Origin of the sequence: Halomonas sp. B23F22_10 (genome assembly GCF_043496975.1) — a bacterium.
Taxonomy (GTDB): Bacteria; Pseudomonadota; Gammaproteobacteria; order Pseudomonadales; family Halomonadaceae; genus Halomonas; species Halomonas smyrnensis.
In genome coordinates this window covers 385,675-405,126 of record NZ_JBIEKF010000001.1, presented here as the reverse complement: position 1 = coordinate 405,126, position 19,452 = coordinate 385,675, and the positions used below count along the sequence as shown (strand labels likewise).

At 67.5% G+C, this 19,452-nt stretch carries 19 protein-coding genes and 1 tRNA gene; 15 read left to right on the top strand and 5 right to left on the bottom strand.

The annotated features are described in order from the left end of the window. The first annotated feature begins 16 nt into the window (after window positions 1-16). The 5 genes from accC (at window position 17) to purH (ending at window position 5,523) form a co-directional block, all read left to right on the top strand. The gene (gene accC / locus ACGTNF_RS01795) at window positions 17-1,357 is read left to right on the top strand and encodes an acetyl-CoA carboxylase biotin carboxylase subunit (RefSeq protein ID WP_394600176.1); all 1,341 of its coding nucleotides are present in this window, start codon (window positions 17-19) and stop codon (window positions 1,355-1,357) included. Window positions 1,358-1,436: 79 nt separating this feature from the next. After that, entirely contained in the window at window positions 1,437-2,357 is a 921-nt protein-coding gene (gene prmA / locus ACGTNF_RS01790) for a 50S ribosomal protein L11 methyltransferase (protein ID WP_394600174.1), read from the top strand. A 129-nt stretch (window positions 2,358-2,486) separates the two neighbouring features. Continuing rightward, complete coding sequence (dusB, locus tag ACGTNF_RS01785; protein WP_394600173.1) at window positions 2,487-3,545, top strand: tRNA dihydrouridine synthase DusB; 1,059 nt, start codon at window positions 2,487-2,489, stop codon at window positions 3,543-3,545. Further along, complete coding sequence (fis, locus tag ACGTNF_RS01780) at window positions 3,542-3,877, top strand: DNA-binding transcriptional regulator Fis (RefSeq protein WP_016854539.1); 336 nt, start codon at window positions 3,542-3,544, stop codon at window positions 3,875-3,877. The genes dusB and fis overlap by 4 nt, the downstream gene beginning before the upstream one ends. 71 nt (window positions 3,878-3,948) lie before the next feature. Beyond that, a complete protein-coding gene (gene purH, locus ACGTNF_RS01775; RefSeq protein ID WP_394600172.1) occupies window positions 3,949-5,523 on the top strand; it encodes a bifunctional phosphoribosylaminoimidazolecarboxamide formyltransferase/IMP cyclohydrolase in 1,575 nt (524 codons plus the stop codon). 157 nt (window positions 5,524-5,680) lie between these two features. On the opposite strand, the gene ACGTNF_RS01770 is transcribed toward purH, so the two are convergent. The 3 genes from ACGTNF_RS01770 to folE all read right to left on the bottom strand — a co-directional run bounded on the left by ACGTNF_RS01770 (window position 5,681) and on the right by folE (window position 8,250). Then, a complete protein-coding gene (locus ACGTNF_RS01770; protein WP_394600171.1) occupies window positions 5,681-7,141 on the bottom strand; it encodes an NAD-dependent succinate-semialdehyde dehydrogenase in 1,461 nt (486 codons plus the stop codon). Between the two features lie 121 nt (window positions 7,142-7,262). Further along, window positions 7,263-7,673, bottom strand: a complete 411-nt coding sequence (folX, locus tag ACGTNF_RS01765; protein ID WP_394600170.1) for a dihydroneopterin triphosphate 2'-epimerase — start codon at window positions 7,671-7,673, stop codon at window positions 7,263-7,265. Window positions 7,674-7,692: 19 nt separating this feature from the next. Next, window positions 7,693-8,250: a GTP cyclohydrolase I FolE gene (folE, locus tag ACGTNF_RS01760; protein ID WP_016854535.1), complete on the bottom strand. Its 558-nt coding sequence runs from the start codon at window positions 8,248-8,250 to the stop codon at window positions 7,693-7,695. 272 nt (window positions 8,251-8,522) lie between these two features. On the opposite strand from folE, the gene ACGTNF_RS01755 reads away from it, so the two are divergent. Further along, window positions 8,523-9,041, top strand: a complete 519-nt coding sequence (locus tag ACGTNF_RS01755) for a hypothetical protein (protein WP_394600169.1) — start codon at window positions 8,523-8,525, stop codon at window positions 9,039-9,041. 28 nt (window positions 9,042-9,069) lie between these two features. Here ACGTNF_RS01755 and ACGTNF_RS01750 read toward each other — a convergent pair whose 3' ends face one another. After that, window positions 9,070-10,053: a serine/threonine protein kinase gene (locus ACGTNF_RS01750; RefSeq protein WP_394600168.1), complete on the bottom strand. Its 984-nt coding sequence runs from the start codon at window positions 10,051-10,053 to the stop codon at window positions 9,070-9,072. Window positions 10,054-10,285: 232 nt separating this feature from the next. Here ACGTNF_RS01750 and ACGTNF_RS01745 point away from each other — a divergent pair, with 232 nt between their 5' ends. Continuing rightward, entirely contained in the window at window positions 10,286-10,927 is a 642-nt protein-coding gene (locus tag ACGTNF_RS01745) for a LysE family translocator (RefSeq protein ID WP_394600167.1), read from the top strand. A gap of 8 nt (window positions 10,928-10,935) precedes the next feature. Here ACGTNF_RS01745 and ACGTNF_RS01740 read toward each other — a convergent pair whose 3' ends face one another. Further along, a complete protein-coding gene (locus ACGTNF_RS01740) occupies window positions 10,936-11,670 on the bottom strand; it encodes a ComFC family protein (protein WP_394600166.1) in 735 nt (244 codons plus the stop codon). A 70-nt stretch (window positions 11,671-11,740) separates the two neighbouring features. On the opposite strand from ACGTNF_RS01740, the gene bioB reads away from it, so the two are divergent. The 8 genes from bioB (at window position 11,741) to ACGTNF_RS01700 (ending at window position 19,447) form a co-directional block, all read left to right on the top strand. Then, window positions 11,741-12,838: a biotin synthase BioB gene (bioB, locus tag ACGTNF_RS01735; protein WP_172977673.1), complete on the top strand. Its 1,098-nt coding sequence runs from the start codon at window positions 11,741-11,743 to the stop codon at window positions 12,836-12,838. Window positions 12,839-12,842: 4 nt separating this feature from the next. Beyond that, window positions 12,843-13,994: an 8-amino-7-oxononanoate synthase gene (gene bioF / locus ACGTNF_RS01730; RefSeq protein WP_394600165.1), complete on the top strand. Its 1,152-nt coding sequence runs from the start codon at window positions 12,843-12,845 to the stop codon at window positions 13,992-13,994. After that, entirely contained in the window at window positions 13,991-14,749 is a 759-nt protein-coding gene (locus tag ACGTNF_RS01725) for an alpha/beta fold hydrolase (protein ID WP_394600164.1), read from the top strand. Before bioF ends, ACGTNF_RS01725 begins: the two co-directional genes overlap by 4 nt. After that, window positions 14,746-15,564, top strand: coding sequence for a malonyl-ACP O-methyltransferase (locus ACGTNF_RS01720; RefSeq protein WP_394600163.1), 819 nt, complete (start codon window positions 14,746-14,748; stop codon window positions 15,562-15,564). The genes ACGTNF_RS01725 and ACGTNF_RS01720 overlap by 4 nt, the downstream gene beginning before the upstream one ends. 1 nt (window position 15,565) lies before the next feature. Then, complete coding sequence (bioD, locus tag ACGTNF_RS01715) at window positions 15,566-16,267, top strand: dethiobiotin synthase (protein ID WP_394600162.1); 702 nt, start codon at window positions 15,566-15,568, stop codon at window positions 16,265-16,267. Between the two features lie 45 nt (window positions 16,268-16,312). Continuing rightward, window positions 16,313-16,397: transfer RNA gene (locus tag ACGTNF_RS01710), tRNA-Leu, on the top strand. A 436-nt stretch (window positions 16,398-16,833) separates the two neighbouring features. Then, entirely contained in the window at window positions 16,834-18,348 is a 1,515-nt protein-coding gene (locus ACGTNF_RS01705) for a DNA cytosine methyltransferase (protein WP_394600161.1), read from the top strand. After that, window positions 18,308-19,447, top strand: a complete 1,140-nt coding sequence (locus ACGTNF_RS01700) for a protein NO VEIN domain-containing protein (RefSeq protein ID WP_394600160.1) — start codon at window positions 18,308-18,310, stop codon at window positions 19,445-19,447. The genes ACGTNF_RS01705 and ACGTNF_RS01700 overlap by 41 nt, the downstream gene beginning before the upstream one ends. Window positions 19,448-19,452: the final 5 nt, after the last annotated feature.

The following is a 19,452-nucleotide window of genomic DNA, read 5'->3' as shown; positions in this document are numbered from 1 at the left end:
ATTGGCGGACCCCATCATGCTGGACAAGGTTCTCATCGCCAATCGCGGCGAGATCGCTCTGCGTATCCTGCGTGCCTGCAAGGAGCTCGGCATTCGCACGGTCGCGGTCCACTCCAAGGCCGACCGCGACCTGATGCACGTGCGCCTGGCCGACGAGGCCGTGTGCATCGGCCCGGCCTCCTCCGCGCAGTCCTACCTCAACATCCCGGCGCTGATCAGCGCCGCCGAGGTCACCGACTCGAGCGCCATCCACCCCGGCTACGGCTTCCTGTCCGAGAACGCCGACTTCGCCGAGCAGGTGGAACGCTCCGGTTTCACCTTCATCGGCCCCCGCGCCGAGACCATTCGCCTGATGGGCGACAAGGTCAGCGCCATCGAGGCCATGAAGAAGGCCGGCGTGCCGACCGTACCGGGCTCCAACGGCCCGCTGGGCGACGACGAAGGCGAGATTCTCGCCACCGCTCGCCGCATCGGCTATCCGGTGATCATCAAGGCGGCTGCCGGCGGCGGCGGACGCGGCATGCGCGTGGTGCACACCGAGGGCCACCTGCTCTCCGCGGTGACCGTGACCCGCACCGAGGCCCACTCGGCCTTCGGCGACGGCACCGTCTACATGGAGAAGTTCCTCGAGAACCCGCGCCACGTCGAGGTGCAGGTACTGGCCGACGGCCAGGGCAATGCCGTCCACCTCTATGACCGCGACTGCTCGCTGCAGCGCCGTCACCAGAAGGTGCTCGAGGAAGCCCCGGCCCCGGGCCTCGACCCGGACGCCCGCGCCCAGGTGCTCAAGGCCTGTACCGATGCCTGCGTCGAGATCGGCTACCGCGGCGCCGGCACCTTCGAGTTCCTGTACGAGAACGGCCAGTTCTTCTTCATCGAGATGAACACCCGCGTGCAGGTCGAGCACCCGGTCACCGAGATGGTCACCGGCGTCGACATCGTCCGCGAACAGTTGCGCATCGCCTCCGGCCTGCCGCTGTCCGTGAGCCAGGACGAGATCGAGCTCAGCGGCCACGCCTTCGAGTGCCGCATCAACGCCGAGGATGCCAGGACCTTCATGCCCTCCCCGGGCAAGGTCACCCTCTACCACCCGCCGGGTGGCATCGGGGTGCGCATGGACTCCCACGTCTACACCGGCTACTCGGTGCCGCCGCACTACGACTCCCTGATCGGCAAGCTGATCACATGGGGCGTCGACCGCGAGACGGCGCTGACCCGGATGCGCAACGCCCTGGACGAGCTGCTGGTCGAAGGCATCAAGACCAACACCGACCTGCACAAGGATCTGGTCCGCGACGGCTATTTCCAGCAGGGCGGCGTCAACATCCACTACCTGGAGAAGAAGCTGGGCCTCTGAGCCCGGTCGACACTCCTCCGGCAGCGGGGCGGCTTGGCCGCCCCGCCGTCGTTTCACCACGCGATTCCCGGGAGTTCCCATGCCCTGGCTGCAACTCAAGGCCCGCATCGCCCCCGAGCAGGCCGACCTGCTCGAGGAACTGCTGCTGGACGAAGGCGCCACCGCCATCACCCTCCAGGACGCCCAGGACGACCCGCTGTTCGAGCCCGAGCGCGGCACCACGCCGCTGTGGGACGAGACGGTGCTGACCGGCCTCTACGACGACCTCGAGGGCCTGCCCGCGATGCTCGAGCGCCTGGCCGGCGCCTGGTCCGAGGCCATGCCCGGCGAGCCCTGCCCCGAGATCGAGCACGAACTGCTCGACGATCGCGACTGGGAGCGCGCCTGGATGGACGACTTCGCGCCCCTGCAGATGGGCCAGAAGCTGTGGATCGTGCCGAGCTGGCACGAGGCGCCGGACCCGCAGGCGGTCAACCTGCATCTCGATCCCGGCCTGGCCTTCGGCACCGGCACCCACCCCACCACGGCGCTGTGCCTTTCCTGGCTCGACGGCCTGGCCGTGGCCGGCGAGCTCGACGGCCGCGAGGTGCTGGACGTGGGCTGCGGCTCCGGCATCCTGGCCATCGCCGCGCTCAAGCTCGGCGCGAGCTCGGCCCGGGGCACCGACATCGACCCCCAGGCGCTCGCCGCCAGCCGCGACAACGCCGAGCGCAACGGCGTCGAGGAAGACGACTTCTCGCTCCACTATCCGGAGCAGCTCGACGCCACGGCGCGCTTCCCGGTGGTGATCGCCAACATCCTGGCCGGCCCGCTGGTCGAACTGTCCGGCGAGATCGCCGGGCGCGTGGCGCCGGGCGGCCGCCTGGCGCTGTCCGGCATTCTCGAGGCCCAGGCCGACGAGGTGCGCGAGACCTACGAGGCACGCGGCCTGATCATGGACGAGCCCGAGGTGCGTGAGGGCTGGGTGCGCCTCACCGGACGGCGCGCCGCCGAGGGCTGACCGCAGCGGCGACGCCGCGTCCGGCGCCGACCACCGTGTGCAGGGCGACGCCCTGCCGCACGTTGCTCCTTCACCCAGGCCATCGGGGGGCGTATGATATGTCCCCCCTTCGAACCTTCGATCTCGACCATGCCCGATTCACGCCCCCTGCCTCGCATCGGCGCTCATGCGTTGCCGAACCGGGTGATCCTGGCCCCCATGGCCGGCGTCACCGACCGTCCCTTCCGCGCGCTCTGCCGGCGGCTGGGCGCGGGCCTGGTGGTGGGCGAGATGGTGACCTCGGACCCGAACCTGTGGCACACCCGCAAGTCGCGCCTGCGCATGGACCATCGCGGCGAACCCGGCCCCCGCGCCGTGCAGATCGCCGGCGGTGACGCCGAGATGCTCGCCGAGGCGGCGCGGCTCAACGCCGAGATGGGCGCCGAGATCATCGACATCAACATGGGCTGCCCGGCCAAGAAGGTCTGCAACAAGGCCGCCGGCTCGGCGCTGCTGCGCGACGAGGCGCTGGTGGCCGAGATCCTCGAATCGGTGGTCGCCGCGGTGGACGTGCCGGTGACGCTGAAGATCCGCACCGGCTGGTGCGCCGACAGCAACAACGGCGTGCGGGTGGCCAAGCTGGCCGAGGACGCCGGCATCCAGGCGCTGGCCGTGCACGGCCGTCACCGCCAGCAGCGCTACGGCGGCGAGGCCGAGTACGACACCATCGCCGCCATCAAGGCCGCGGTGAGCCTGCCGATCTTCGCCAACGGCGATGTCGATACGCCGGAGAAGGCCCGCCACGTCCTCGACTATACTGGGGCGGATGCGGTGATGGTCGGCCGCGGTGCCCAGGGCAACCCCTGGATCTTCCGCGAGATCGACCACTACCTGCGGCACGGCCAGCGCCTCGCGGCGCCCGACGACGCCGAGCGCGCGGCGGTGCTCCACGGCCACCTGGTGGCCCTGCACGACTTCTACGGTGAGCACATGGGCGTGCGCATCGCCCGCAAGCATCTCGGCTGGTACCTGGCCGGCGATGTGCGCCTCGACGACGACGGACGACGCGCCCTGCGCGCCACCTTCAATGGCCTGGACAGCGCCGCTGCCCAGTGCCGCTTCATCGACGAACTCTTTCGTCATGACCCCGCCACGGCGCCGCACCGTGTCGCCCGGGCCATGACGCCGGATGGAACCTGTGCCGCATGACCAGCAGCCAAGCCCTTGACCAGAATTCCGCGCTGACCGAGCTGGACGCCCGAGCCTCCCGTCGCCTCGACGAGGCCGACGGCAGCGCGCTGAGCCCCCACGGCGACATGCCCCTGCGCGAGGCCGTCGACGCCGCCATGCGACGCTACTTCGACCACCTCGACGGCGGCGACGTCACCGACCTTCACGCCATGGTGATGGCCGAGGTCGAGGCGCCGCTGCTGGCCTCGGTGCTCGAGAACGCCCAGGGCAACCAGACCCGCGCCGCCGAAATGCTCGGCCTCAACCGCGGCACCCTGCGCAAGAAGCTCAAGCACTACGGGCTGATCTGACTCCCCGCGAGGGCGCCATCGAGCGCCCTCGCTTGCGTTTTGTTCCCTCAACGCCCAACAGAGTGACCTTCATGTCCCAAGCCTCTTCCACTCCGGTCCGTCGCGCCCTGATCAGCGTGTCCGACAAGACCGGCATCGTCGACTTCGCCCGCGGCCTCAGCGCCCAGGGCGTCGAGCTGCTCTCCACCGGCGGCACCTTCCGCCTGCTGCAGGAGAACGGCATTCCGGTCACCGAGGTCTCCGAGCACACCGGCTTCCCCGAGATCATGGACGGCCGCGTCAAGACCCTGCATCCGAAGATCCACGGCGGCATCCTCGGCCGTCGCGGCCAGGACGACGCGGTGATGGCCGAGCACGACATCGCGCCGATCGACATGGTGGTGGTCAACCTGTATCCGTTCTCGGCCACCGTGGCGCGCCCGGACTGCACCCTCGAGGACGCCATCGAGAACATCGACATCGGCGGCCCGACCATGGTCCGCTCCTGCGCCAAGAATCACGCCTACACCACCATCGTGGTCGACGCCGGCGACTACGGCCGCGTGCTCGAGGAAGTCGCCCGCGGCGGCATGCAGCAGGCCACCCGCTTCGACCTGGCGGTCAAGGCCTTCGAACACACCGCCGGCTACGACGCCGCCATCGCCGACTACCTCGGCCAGCGCGTCGAGGGCGGCGAGGATGGCTTCCCGCGCACCTACAACCTGCAGTTCCACAAGAAGCAGTCCATGCGCTACGGCGAGAACCCGCACCAGTCCGCGGCCTTCTACGTCGAGCCGAACTGCCAGGAACCGAGCGTCTCCACCGCCGAGACCCTGCAGGGCAAGCCGCTGTCGTTCAACAACGTGGCCGATACCGACTCCGCGCTGGAGTGCGTGAAGAGCTTCACCGACACCGCCTGCGTGATCGTCAAGCACGCCAACCCCTGCGGCGTGGCCGTCGGCGCCAGCCAGCTCGAGGCCTACGACAAGGCCTTCGCCACCGACCCGACCAGCGCCTTCGGCGGCATCATCGCCTTCAACCGCGCGCTCGACACCGAGACCGCCCGCGCCATCATCGACCGCCAGTTCGTCGAGGTGATCATCGCCCCCGGGGTCGAGGACGCGGCCCGCGAGATCGTCGCCGAGAAGAAGAACGTGCGCCTGCTCGATATCTCCGCGCACTGGCCCGGCGAGCGCGAACACGCCCACGACCTCAAGCGCGTCACCGGCGGCCTGCTGGTCCAGGACCGCGACCTGGGCATGGTCGGCCGCGACGAGCTGACCGTGGTCACCGAGCGCGTGCCGTCGGAGCAGGAGATGCGTGACCTGGCCTTCGCCTGGAAGGTCGGCAAGTACATCAAGTCCAACGCCATCGTCTACGTCAAGGACGGCCAGACCATCGGCGTGGGCGCCGGCCAGATGAGCCGCGTCTACTCGGCCAAGATCGCCGGCATCAAGGCCGCCGACGAGGGCCTCTCCGTACCCGGCTCGGTGATGGCCAGCGACGCCTTCTTCCCGTTCCGCGACGGCATCGACGCCGCCGCCAAGGCCGGCATCACCGCGGTGATCCAGCCCGGCGGCTCCATGCGCGATCAGGAAGTGATCGACGCCGCCAACGAGGCCGGCATCGCCATGGTCTTCACCGGCATGCGCCACTTCCGCCACTGAGCTGCAAGCTGCAAGCTGCAAGCTGCAAGCTGCAAGCTGCAAGCTGCAAGCTGCAAGCTGCTGCAAGTCAGCAGCATGAAACCGCCCGAAGTAAAAGAAACCCCGAAGGCCAGAGCCTTCGGGGTTTTCTTGTAGCTCGGCGCTTGTAGCTCGGCGCTTAGGCGCCCAGATCAATACACAGATACTTGGTCTCGAGGAACTCCTCGATGCCCTGGTGGCCGCCCTCGCGGCCGAGGCCGGAGGCCTTGACGCCGCCGAAGGGCGCGGCGGCGTTGGAGATCAGCCCGGTGTTGATGCCGACCATGCCGTACTCCAGCGCCTCGGAGACGCGCCATACGCGGGCCAGGTCGCGGGAATAGAAGTAGGAGGCCAGGCCGAACTCGGTGTCATTGGCCATGGCCACGGCGTCCTGCTCGTCATCGAACGGGAACACCGCGGCCAGCGGGCCGAAGGTCTCCTCGGTGGCGACCTTCATGCTGCCGTTGGCGGCGTTGATCAGCGTCGGGGTGAAGAAGTTGCCGCCCAGCGGGTGCGGATGGCCGCCCAGCAGCAGCTCGGCGCCATGATCCACGGCGTCCTGAACGTGCTCGGAGACCTTTTCCACCGCGCGGTCGTCGATCAGCGGGCCGATGTTGACGCCCTCGTCGCTGCCGTTGCCCACCTTCAGCTCGCTGTTCATGGCCACCGCCAGCTTCTCGCAGAAGGCATTGACCACGCTGGACTGCACCAGGAAGCGGTTGGTGCATACGCAGGTCTGACCGGCGTTGCGGAACTTGGCGGCCATGGCGCCTTCCACGGCGGCGTCCAGGTCGGCGTCCTCGAACACGATGAAGGGCGCGTTGCCGCCGAGCTCCAGAGAGATCTTCTGCACGTGGCGCGAGGCCTGGCTCATCAGCTCTCGGCCCACCTCGGTGGAGCCGGTGAAGGTGATCTTGCGCACCAGCGGGGACTCGGTCAGCGCCGCGGCGATCTCCGAGGCGCGCCCGGGCACCACGTTGAACACGCCGCGCGGCACGCCGGCGCGCTCGGCCAACAGCGCCAGCGCGGTGGCGGAGAAGGGGGTCTGGCTGGCCGGCTTGACCACGAAGGTGCAGCCCGCGGCCAGCGCGGCGCCGGCCTTGCGGGTGATCATCGCCGCCGGGAAGTTCCACGGCGTGATGGCGCCGACCACGCCGATCGGCTGCTTGGTGACCAGGATACGCTGCTGGGACTGGGCGGCGGGAATGGTCTCGCCATAGACCCGGCGGGCCTCCTCGGCGAACCAGCGCAGGAAGCTCGCCGCATAGGCGATCTCGCCGGCGGCTTCCTTGAGCGGCTTGCCCTGCTCGAAGGTCATGATCATGGCCAGGTCGTCCTGATGCTCGAGCATCAGGTCGTGCCATTTCATCAGGATATCGGCCCGTTCCTGGGCGGTGAGGGCGCGCCAAGCCGGCAGGGCCGCATCGGCGGCGGCGATGGCGCGTTCGGTCTCGGCGCGGCCGAGCCTCGGCACGTCGCCCATCGATTCGCCGGTGGCGGGGTTGATCACATCGATCTGCTCGCCGCTGTCGGCGGCGACCCAGCTGCCGTCGATATAGGCGAAGGGGCAATAGAGCTGGGTTTCCTTCAGGGCTTCCATGTTTGACTCCTGGGGTGCGGCCTTGCGGGGATGCACCTCATGCTAAGCGCAAGCCCCCCGACACGCCAACCGCTCATCCATGAGCGTCATTCAACCCTGCCGCCTCGCCGCGGCCGCGGAGTCAGGCCGGGCGACGCGCCTCGCGGGAGTCGGAGAGCGTGATCGACACCGAGTCGGCGAAGCGCAGCGCATGGGGCTTGTCGATCTCGACCTGCGCCGCCAGCACCTGCTCATCGCTCATCACCAGATCGAGCACCTCGCGGGTCATGCGTTCCAGCAGCTGGAAGCGATGGTCCTCCACGTGGGCGATCACCTGCTTGGTGATGGTGCGATAGTTCAGCGCCTGCTCGATGTGGTTGAAGGCCACCGCCTTGTCGGCGCGATAGCGGATCACCATGTTGATCACCACGTCCTGGCGATTCTGGATCTCCTCTTCCTTGATACCGATATGGGTCCTCAGGCGCAGATCCTTGATGCGGATCGTCGCCAGATCGTGATCGAGGTGCTCGTCGCCCAGCGCGTGCAGTGACATGTCGCTCTCCTTAGCGGCCTTAGCGGCCTTGAACCAGGGTCAGGAACTCCTGGCGCGTGCTCTGGTGCTCGCGGAAGGCACCGAGCATCACCGAGGAGGTCATGCTGGAATTCTGTTTCTCGACGCCGCGCATCATCATGCACATATGGCGGGCCTCGACCACCACCGCCACGCCGCGGGCGTTGGTGACCTGCTGTACCGCCTCGGCGATCTGGCGGGTCAGGTTCTCCTGAATCTGCATGCGACGGGCATACATGTCCACGATACGCGCGAACTTGGACAGGCCCAGCACCTTGCCCTGCGGCAGGTAGGCGATGTGGCACTTGCCGATGAACGGCAGCAGGTGGTGCTCGCACATCGAGTACAGCTCGATGTCCTTCACCAGCACCATCTCGTCGGTCTCGGAGGCGAAGACCGCGCCGTTGACGATCTCCTCCAGCGACTGCTGATAACCATGATTGAGGAACTGCATGGCCTTGGCGGCCCGCTTGGGGGTGTCACGGAGCCCCTCACGTTCGGGGTCCTCCCCCAGTCCCTCGATGATCTGGCGGTAGTGCTTGGCGAGCTGTTCGGTCATGGTCAGGCCCCATGCAGAGTCGTGATAGCGGTGCGTCGGCGATGGCCCGGCCACACCTTATACATAAGTTATTAAAAAACCGCTTCTTGTACAATTAGCGGCTTGGGGAACGCATCATTCTAGCGCAAGGCGCCGCTCGACGCAGTGCCGCGGCGGCCTTGCGGCCGCATGACGGCGACGCCATGTCGCACCGGTCCGACTGGGTGCCGCCGGCGGCTATGATAGAGTTGAGCCCACCGCGACACTCGATCCGCTGCCTGCCGAGCACCGACATGTTCAAGCCGACGATTCTGCTGATGGCGACCGCCCTGGCCCTGCCGAGCCTGGCCCTGGGCGACACCCTCTCCCTGCCCGCCGATGCCCGGGTGGCCATGGCCCTGGTCGATGACCTGGCCCTCGACGCCGAGACCCCGAGCCGCGACAACGTGGTGATGCATCCGGTGCAGAGCGAACGGGGCAGCCACCGCCTCCCCGATTACTGCGTCGTCACCGGCAATGCCCGGCGCGACGGCGAGCGCCTGCGGCTGACCGCCAGCGCCCTGACCTGCGTCGAGACCGCCGGCGCCGACAGCGCCATCTACAGCGGCGGGCTCACCGCCGGCGCCTACGACGAGGACGGCGACGCCGGCCTCGACGCCTGTGCGGACGGCCGCTGCCGGCTGACGCCGGACGACGTCTTCGTGCTGACGCTGACCCGGCCGCTGAGCCTGGAGCAGCAGGCGAATCCCTCCGCGGAGATCAACGCCCGCCGCCGCCAGCACGACGCCGACGAGACCGCCGACAGGCCGTAAACGCCGCTGCGCGTCGCCCGGGCGCTGCTCAGGACAGCCAGCGGGTCGTACTGTCCAGCATCACCCGCTGCTGCTCGAGCTCGCGCAGGTGAGCGTCCCAGTAGCCGGCGTCCGCCAGCCACGGAAACGCCTGCGGGAAGGCCGGATCCTCCCAGCGCGCCACCAGCCAGGCGCTGTGGCGCATCAGCCGCAGCGCACGCAGCGGCTCCACCAGCGCCAGCTCGCCGCGATCGAAGTCGCGGTGCTGCTCGTAGCCCTCGATCACCTCGGAGAGCTGCATCTGGCGCTCGCCCTCGTCCTCGGCGGTGAGCAGCATCCACAGGTCCTGCACCGCCGGCGCCATCAGGCAGTCGTCGAAGTCCACCAGCGCGAAGTGCTCGTCGCGGCCCAGCATGTTGCCCAGGTGGCAGTCGCCCTGGACCCGCAGCTGTCGCGCCGGCCACTCCCGGGCGCCGAGCGCCTCGATCAGGCCCCGGCTGATGCGCTCGTAGGCCGGGCGCTGATGATCCGTCAGCCAGCGGCTGGCCAGCACTGTTTCGGCGGCCTCCTCGGCCATCGCCCGCGGCGCCAGGTGGCGGCGATGCACGAAGGCCCGGCGCTCGCCCACCGCGTGCACGGCGCCGATGGTCTCGCCGAGGGCGAACAGGTGCTCGGGATTGTCCAGCTCCGGCGCCTGACCGGGCAGATGGGGAAACAGCGAGAAGCGGAAGTCGTCGTGGCGATGCAGGCTCGCCCCCGCATCATCGCGCCAGGGGGCGGCCACCGTCACGCCGGCCGCCTCGAGCTCGGCCAGGAAGTCGTGCTCCTCCTGGATCTGGGCGTCGCTCCAGCGGTTCGGGCGATAGAACTTGACCACCCAGCGGCGGCGCTCGTCGTCGTGCACCAGGTAGACCCGGTTCTCGTAGCTGTTGAGCGCGAAGGGCTCGCCCGGCAGCCAGAAGCCCAGGGACTCCACCGCCGCCACGACCCGCGCGGGCTCGAGGCGAGCAAAGGGATGAATCGCATCGGTCATGGGCGCTCTCGTCACAGGCAAAACGCCATGGTAACAAAGCCATCCCCCAGACGGCTCCTCGGGGCGGATCCGTCGACAGCCTCCTCCTCTACCGCCTGTCCCGGCGCCCATCGCCACGAATACCGCCGATAGGGAAAGCGGCTAGAAATCGCCCCCGCGCCTGCCCTATGCTCGTGCCTTCATCGGCACGGTGACCGATGCACGTCTTGGACACCCCGGCCGGAGGCACGCCATGGAACTGCTGACCTGGATCACCTATCTCGGCGTGATCGTCGCCCTGATCATCTTCCCCGGCCCGGTGGCCCTGCTCTGCACCAGCCACGGCCTGCGCTTCGGCCGCCGCCGCGCCGGGGCCACCGTGTGCGGCGGCACCCTGGCCTCGCTGGCCCTGATGGTGCTGTCGTCGCTGGGCCTCGGCGCCATCCTGGCCGCCTCGGAGACCGCCTTCCACGTGCTGAAGCTCGTCGGCGGCGCCTATCTCGTGATCCTCGGCCTTCAGGCATGGCGGCGCTCCGGCGACGACTCGCCGCTGGACGCCCCGGACACCGCCGCGGCGCCCCCGCCCGCGACCACCTCCGGCCTCCGCCTGTTCCGCCAGGGCTTCCTGGTCGGCATCAGCAACCCCAAGGACCTGCTGTTCTTCGCCGCCCTGTTCCCCAACTTCATCGACGTGGGCGAGCCCCAGCTGTCGCAGTTCGCCATCCTTGCCGCCACCTGGGCGGCGGTCGACCTCAGCCTGATGTGGCTCTACGCCGCCATGGGTTCGGGCCTCGGCCAGTGGTTCCGCCATCCCGGCCGGGCCAGAGGCTTTCATCGCGCCACCGGCGGCCTGTTCATGGCCGCCGGCGGCTCGCTGATCGCCACCTCGCCCTAGACGCCGATTCACGGCGTTTCCCGCGGCGTTCTCGCGATGGCCCAGGCCTCGATCTCCTCGGCGCCCGCCCGGCGACAGGCCCGGGCCAGGGCGTCGAGGGTGGCGCCGGTGGTCATGACGTCATCGAGCAGCACCACCCGCGCCGGCAGCGCCCGGGGCACCTCGAAGGCGCCGCGCAGATTGCCCCGCCGCCCTCGCCGGTCGAGGCCCCGCTGGCTCGGCGTATCCTTCTTGCGCCGGGCCGGGATGAGCGGCACCTCGAGCCTCGCCGCCAGCCGTTCGGCCAGCCAGCGGCCCTGATCGAAGCCGCGCTCCCGGGCGCGTCGCGGATGCAGCGGCACGGCGATCAGCGCCTGGGGCGGCGCGATGCCGACCTGACCCGCTTTCCCCCCTTCTTCCAGCCCTTCCTCCAGCAGCGTCAGCAGCAGCATGCCGGCCCGTGGCGAGGCATGGAACTTGAAGCGCTGCATCAGCCCCGCCACCTCGCCCTCGTAGCGCAGCGGCACCCGGGCGCGAAGGTAGGCCGGCGGCCGACGCAGGCAGTGGCCGCAGGGGCGCGGGGTGACAGTGCCCGGGAGCGGCTCGGCGCAGACCGGGCAGGCCGCGCGATTCCAGGGCAGCGCCGCGTGGCAGTCGGCGCACCAGGGGCGGCCGGGCGCGCAGGCCGCCAGGCAGAAGGCGCAGCGGCCCGGCAATGCGCGACGCAGCCAGTCGTCAACCTCATGACGCCACAAGGTTGACATGCCGACCTGCCTCCGTACCCTATCGGTCAACTCACGTATTCGTGCCAAGTTGACCATAAGCGAGCCCCTCATGCCTGCCCAGCCCCACGACAACGCCCCGGTTGATCTGACCCTAGCCAGCCGTCCGGACCTTCGCCACGACTGGTCCCTCGAGGAGATCGAGGCGCTGTTCGCGCTGCCCTTCAACGACCTGATGTTCCGCGCCCAGCAGGTCCATCGCGCACACTTCGATCCCAACGCCGTGCAGGTCTCCACCCTGCTGTCGATCAAGACCGGCGCCTGCCCGGAAGACTGCAAGTACTGCCCGCAGTCCGGCCACTACAACACCGGGCTCGGCAAGGAGAAGCTGCTCGAGATCGAGAAGGTGGTGAACCAGGCCAAGGCCGCCAAGGAGGCCGGCGCCAGCCGCTTCTGCATGGGCGCCGCCTGGCGCAGCCCGCGGGAGAAGGACCTCGAGGTGGTGATGGAGATGGTCAGCCAGGTCAAGGCGCTGGGGCTCGAGACCTGCATGACCCTGGGCATGGTCGACGTCGATCAGGCCAAGCGCCTGTCCGAGGCCGGGCTCGACTACTACAACCACAACCTCGACACCTCGCCGGACTACTACGGCGAGATCATCACCACCCGCACCTACGCCGATCGCCTGGAGACGCTTTCCAACGTGCGCGAGGCGGGCATGAAGGTCTGCTCCGGCGGCATCCTCGGCATGGGCGAGGCGCCCCGCGACCGCGCCGCCCTGCTCCAGCAGCTGGTGCGCCTGGAGCCGCATCCCGAATCCGTGCCGATCAACATGCTGGTCAAGGTGCCGGGCACCCCGATGGAGAACGCCGAGGACCTGGACCCGCTGGAGTTCATCCGCGCCATCGCCGTGGCCCGCATCCTGATGCCGAAGAGCCACGTGCGCCTGTCCGCCGGCCGCGAGCAGATGGACGAGTCCACCCAGGCCATGGCCTTCCTGGCCGGCGCCAACTCGATCTTCTACGGCGACACCCTGCTGACCACCGGCAATCCCCAGGTGGAGCGCGACCGGGCGCTGTTCGACAAGCTCGGCCTGCACCCGGAGCAGCGCGAGACCTGCGCCGACGACGAGAAGACCGAGGCCGCCCTGGAAGCCGCCATGCGCGAGCGCCAGGACGACGCGATGTTCTACGACGCCACCGGAGCCTGATCCCATGGCCGAGACCTGGTCGCGTCGCCTGGCCGAGCGGGCCGAGGCCCGCCGCGCCGAGGGGCTGTGGCGCGCCCGGCCCACCGTGGGGCCGGGGGACGGCCGGCTCGACTTCGCCGGCAACGACTATCTCGGCCTGGCCCGCGACCCGCGCCTCGCCGAGGCCCAGGCCGAGGGCGCGCGGCGCTTCGGCGCCGGCGGCCGGGCCTCGCATCTGGTATGCGGCCATCAGGAGATTCACGAGGCGCTGGAGCAGCGCCTCGCCGCGCTCACCGGCCGCCCCCGGGCGCTGCTGTTCTCCACCGGCTACATGGCCAACCTGGGCGTGCTGCAGGCACTGTGCGATCGCCACACGCCAGTCTTCCAGGATCGTCTCAATCACGCCTCGCTGATCGACGGCGCCCGGCTCGCCGGCGCGCCCTCGCGGCGCTTCCACCACCGCGACCTCGACGACCTCGAGCGCCTGCTGGCCCGCGCCCCGAGCGGGGCCCCGGCGCTGGTGGTCAGCGACGGCGTGTTCAGCATGGACGGCGACGTGGCCGACGTGGCGGGGCTTTCCGCCACCGCCCGCCGCCACGACGCCTGGCTGATGATCGACGACGCCCACGGCCTGGGCGTGCTCGGCGAGGCCGGCGACGGCTGCGCCGGCCGCGCCCACGGCGCCGACGACGTGCCGGTGCTGGTCGGCACCCTGGGCAAGGCGCTGGGCAGCGCCGGCGCCTTCGTGGCCGGCGACGAGGCGCTGATCGAGCATCTCGTGCAGTTCGCCCGGCCCTACGTCTACACCACCGCCCAGCCGCCCGGGGTGGCGGCGGCCACCCTGGCCGCCCTCGACGTGCTCGAGGCCGAGCCCGAGCGCCGCGCCCGACTGCATGAGCGCATCGCGCGCTTCCGCCACGAGGCCGCCACCCTGGGCCTCGAACTCGACGAATCGACCACGCCGATCCAGCCGCTGCGCCTCGGCGACAGCGCGCGCACGCTACGCTGGGCCGCCCGGCTCGGCGACGCGGGCCTGCGAGTCGGCGCCATCCGCGCCCCGACGGTGCCGAAAGGCGAGGCGCGGCTGCGCATCACGCTCTCCGCCGCCCACGACGACGACGCCCTGGACGCCCTGCTCGACGGCCTGGCCGCCTGCCAGCGGGAGGAAGGCCCATGAGCGAATCGGCAAACCGGAAGCTGGTGCTGCTCAGCGGCTGGGGCTGCGACGCGCGGCTCTGGCAGGCCCTCGACGGCCACTGGCCGAGCGGGCTCGAGATCACCGCACCGGACTGGCCGGGCTACGGCGAGCGCGAGGCCCTCGAGGATCCCGCCTCGCTGGACGAACTGGCCGAGGCCATGGCCAGTGAGCTGCCGAGCGACGCCATCTGGGTCGGCTGGTCGCTGGGCGGCCTGCTGGCCGGCGCCCTGCTAGAGCGGCTGCCGGCGCCCCGCGCCCTGGTCCTGCTCGGCATGGGCGAGCGCTTCCCGCATCCCGAAGGCGTCAGCCGCGCCGCCCTGGCCCAATTTCGCAAGGCCTTCCGCCGTGACCCGGCGAGCACCCACGCCCACTTCCTGCGCTGGCAGCTCGGCGGCGAGCCGTCGCCCCGGTCCGCGCATCAAAGGCTTATCGCCCTGCTCGGCGATGACGCCAGCGCCGACACCGCGACCCTGGCCGCGGGGCTCGCCCAGCTCGGCGAGCTCGACAACACCGAGCGCCTCGCCTCGCCGCCCTGCCCGGTGCATCGCCTGGCCGGCGAGGCCGACCCGCTGCTGGCCCCCTCGGTGCGCGAGCGGGCCGACCTGCGACTGCCCGAGGCCGGCCACTGCCCGCTGATCAGCCAGCCGACACGGCTCGCCCGCGCGCTGGCCGCCATCGCCGAGGCGCCCGAGCGCACGACGATCGAAGGGGCCGCCCTGGAGCCCACGTCATGACCGCCCAGCCCAGTCACGCCGTCGACGCCCGCCCCGTCGACGAGCACAACGACCACGGGAATCGCGACTGGCGCGCCCGGGTCGCCCACGCCTTCTCGAGGGCCGCGCCGCATTATCACGAACGCGCCCGGGCCCAGCAGGCCATGGCCGAGCGACTGATCGCGCGGCTGCCCGACCGCGCCGGCGCCGTGCTGGACCTGGGCTGTGGCCCCGGCGACCTGACCGCCGAGCTCGCGCGACGCTATGGCGATGGCACCACGATACACGGCCTCGACCTGGCGCCGGGCATGCTCACCGAGGCCCGCCGCCGCCACGGCGAGGGCATCGACTGGCTGTGCGCCGACGCCGCCGACCTGCCGCTGCCGAGCGGCCGCCTCGACCTGGCGGTCTCCAATCTGGCGATCCAGTGGTGCCCGGACCTGGAGGCGGTGCTGGCCGAACTCGCCCGGGTGCTGCGCCCCGGCGGTCGCGCGCTGATCAACACCCTGGCGCCGGGCACGCTTTCGGAGGTCGGCCAGGCCTGGCAGCGCCCCGCCGCCCTGCTCGACTTCCACGACGCCGGCCATCATCGCCGCGCCGCCCACGAGGCCGGCTTCCGACGGGTCGAGGTCAGCGAGCGCCTCGAGCGCTTCCACTACCCCGATCTCTCCGCGGTGATGGCCTCGATCAAGGGCGTGGGCGCGCAGGTCGCCCGCGACGGCGCTCGGCTCTCGCGCACCGACGTCGCCCGCGCCGCCCGCCGCTTCGAAGCCCTGCGCACCACGGACGGCCTGCCCGTCTCCTACCACCTGCTGACGCTCGACCTGGAACGCTGACATGACCGCCTACTTCGTGACCGGTACCGACACCGACGCCGGCAAGACCCTCGTCGCCAGCGGCCTGCTGGCCCTGGCCCGCCGCCACGACCTGACCACCCTCGGGCTCAAGCCCGTGGCCTCCGGCTGCGATACCAGCACCGAGGGGCTGCGCAACATCGACGCCCTGACGCTCCAGGCCCAGAGCACGCCGAGCACGCCCTACGCCACCATCAACCCCTACGCCTATGCGCCGGCCATCGCGCCTCACCTGGCCGCCAAGCAGGTCGGCGAGCGGCCGACCGTCGACGCCCTGGCCGACCACGTCGCCGCCCCGCTGGCCGAGCAACGCGGGCTGACGCTGATCGAGGGCGCCGGCGGCTGGCGCGTGCCGCTCAACGATGAGGAGGACCTCGCCGGCCTGGCGCTGCGCCTCGAGCTGCCGGTGATCCTGGTGGTGGGGCTCAAGCTCGGCTGCCTGAACCATGCCCGCCTCAGCGCCGAGGCGATCCGCGCCGACGGCCTGCGAGTGGCCGGCTGGGCAGGCAACCTGATCGACCCCGACTTCTCTGCCGACGACGCCTGCTATCGCGACAACCTGGCCACCCTGGAGCGCACCCTGAACGCGCCCTGCCTTGGCATCGTGCCGCGACTGGACGCCGACACCCCGGACGCCCGCGCCGCCGCGGCCGCCGATCACCTGGAGTTGCCCGACGACGATTGACTTGCCGCAAAGCGTCCGTAAAATATGGACGCCTGCCTGACCCGTGCGGATGTGGTGGAATTGGTAGACACGCCAGATTTAGGTTCTGGTGCCTTCGGGCGTGGGAGTTCAAGTCTCCCCATCCGCACCATTCTTTCCTTGATTTTCAATATCTTACTCAGCGACCAACAGTCAACAAAGGGCTGATTTTGGGCATCCTTTGAAGATATTGTCATCAGCATTCTCGCCTGACCTTGCAGGCGCTCAGCCCATACCCGATACTGTATCTTCATACAGACCATGAAAGCACTATCGAGAGCCTCAGCTGTAACGCTTCTGAAATTGATGCCATCGCTCGATTCATCATCGTGAATGGCCACGACCTCGTCGGCAGAGCGATCACAAGCACCGTCGCGATGAAGCTACAGAAGAGACCTAGCGGCTAGCATGATCAGAAACAGGGTGAGTGATACCATTTACCGGTTTATGGTCACTGAGCACAGGCATGCTCCATCCATCAACGAGAATTTTCCAGCAGATACCGAGCCAGGGCTGCTGGCAAGGTATAACTGATCGGTGAAAGCCCCATGAGCAGGATTATCCAGCAAAAAATCGAACGCTTGCACTCCGGGGGCGCACCCAGAGTGCTTGACCTCTTTGCGGGCTGCGGCGGCATTTCACTGGGGTTCCAGGCGGCAGGATTCAGAAACATCGGCGCAGTCGAACTGGATCCCGCAGCAGCGCGATCGCACGCACTGAACTTTCATCGTGATGCTCCCGAAGAGCTCCGTGAGATCCACGCTCAGTCTCGCGACGTCGTCAGCACCGAGCCAGAGGACCTGCTCAAGGAGTTCAGACTTGAAGAGGATCCGGAATCACATGTGGACGTGGTCGTCGGTGGACCGCCCTGCCAGTCTTTTGCACGTGTCGGTCGTGCCAAGCTGCGTGAAGTGGCGGAGCATCCCGAGGCCTACCTGAACGATCCTCGTGGCAACCTCTATCTCCGCTACCTCCACTACGTCAGCAAGCTGAAGCCGGTCGCGATTCTGATGGAAAACGTGCCAGATGTGCTGAACTACGGCGGGCACAACATCGCGGAGGAGGTCTGTGAGGCTCTCCGGGACCTCGGATACGACGCCCGTTACACCATGCTGAATGCGGTGTTCTACGGCGTCCCGGAAATGCGCGAGCGTATGTTCCTTGTGGCTTACCGCACGGAGCTGAATGCATCCCAGTGGTTCCCTGATCCCACTCACTGGATCAACCTGCCGCGTGGTTATCACGGTTCCCGTCAGGTAGCGATGAAGACCGTCAAGACGGACCTCCTGGATGGTGAGACCCGTTTCTTCGTGGATCCGCCCGAACCGGATCAGGAAGGGCTGAAACCCGCTGTCACGGCCGAGCAGGCGCTTTCCGATCTTCCTTTCATCGAAGAAGACTCGGAACAGAAACTGCGCAAAGGCCCCAGAAGGTTTGACAAACTGGCTCATTACCCCGACGGAGCAGGCCTCAATGACTTCCAGAAGAAGATGCGCTCATGGCCTGAATTCGAGGCCTCGGAAGGCATCTATGATCATGTGATCCGCTACCTCCCGCGCGATTACAAGATATTCGCCAGAATGCAGCCCGGTGATCAGTATCCCGAGGCCTACCAGCTGGCATCCGAGATGTTCGAAGAACGGCTGTCACAAATCGAGAAGAATGAAGGCTTCCGTCCTGTGGTAGGCACCGAACGCTATGAGGCGGAAAAGAAGGCCTATATTCCGCCCTATGACCCGAGCAAGTTCCCCAACAAATGGCGCAAGATGGAAGCTGACCAGCCGGCCAGAACGCTGATGGCCCATCTTGGCAAAGACAGCTACTCCCATATCCACTATGACAGCCGACAGTCCCGGACGATCTCGGTGCGGGAAGCGGCAAGGCTTCAGTCGTTCCCCGATGGGTTCATCTTTCAAGGGCCCATGAACCCGGCTTTCCGCCAGATCGGCAATGCAGTGCCACCGCTGATCTCTAAAGCACTCGCAGAAAACATAAAGCAGCAACTGACAGGGAATCGTCAAAATGTCCAGAAAAATCGCATTGAAGAGGTTGACGAAATCTGACCTCACGATTTTCGATTATCACTTTCGCCTCGGCGGTGCGGGACATCAGAAATCTATCAACCTCAACCGCAATATTCTGGAAGGAAAGTTCTACCAGAATCTGACGGAAGTGGCCGTGGAAAGAGACTGGGAGCCCTTCATTCTCAATCTCACGATTCTTGGGCCCGGTGTGTCGAATGCCCATACACTTCCTCAGAAGATTATCAAAGGTGGCTCTGCAAAGAATTGGCGATTGAATGGAAAGATGATTCAGTCCCCTGATGATGAGGAGCGATATGCCCCCCTTTCCGAAGGGGATTTTGCCATCATGGAATTTATTGGTGCAGCTTGGCCTACATCAATGCGCATGACACTGGTAACGTCAGATCTTGAGGAAGATACTGCCCTCCACTCTGAGTTAAGCAGGAACTTCCCTCTAAATATCCGAAAAAGCATGACTGTGCTTGGTGTGGATGATCTTGAAAAAACCATCAATTCTGTGAGTGACCGCCTATCAAACGCTCATCCGATACGAGATTTTCTTGAAGCATTTGATCTGGAAGATGCCGCCCAGGGTGGTCCGATAGGGACTAACCGACTCAACAAGCGTCGAAAAGGCAGAGGTGTCTCTCAGGAAGAACTTCGCAAGGCCAAAAAAGCGGCTGAAATCATAGGAAGGCAAGGGGAGGAAATTCTCGACACACACTTTCTGAATCTCAAGGATGAAGGCCTAGTTGAGGACTACGCTTGGGTTGCAGATACGAATGCTGTTTCTCCTTTCGACTTCACCTGCACCATGAATTCAGGTCAGAAAATCATGATAGATGCAAAGTCGACGGGGGGACCTTTTAGCAACACACTTCATATCTCTCTGTCTGAGCTATATGAAATGGCTGAAAACTCTTGTGACTACCACCTCTACCGGCTATATGAAGTGAAAGATGGATTTGCAAGAATGAAAATTTCAGCGCCAATGAAAGATTTTGCTGGTGAGGTCTTGTCCAACCTTGAGTCACTTCCTGATGGTGTTTTGGCCGACAGTGTCTCTGTCAACCCTGAGAAACTTTCCTTTGGAGAAGAGCAGATTCTGGATTTTAATGCCCAGATGGAGCAGGTCTGATTGGA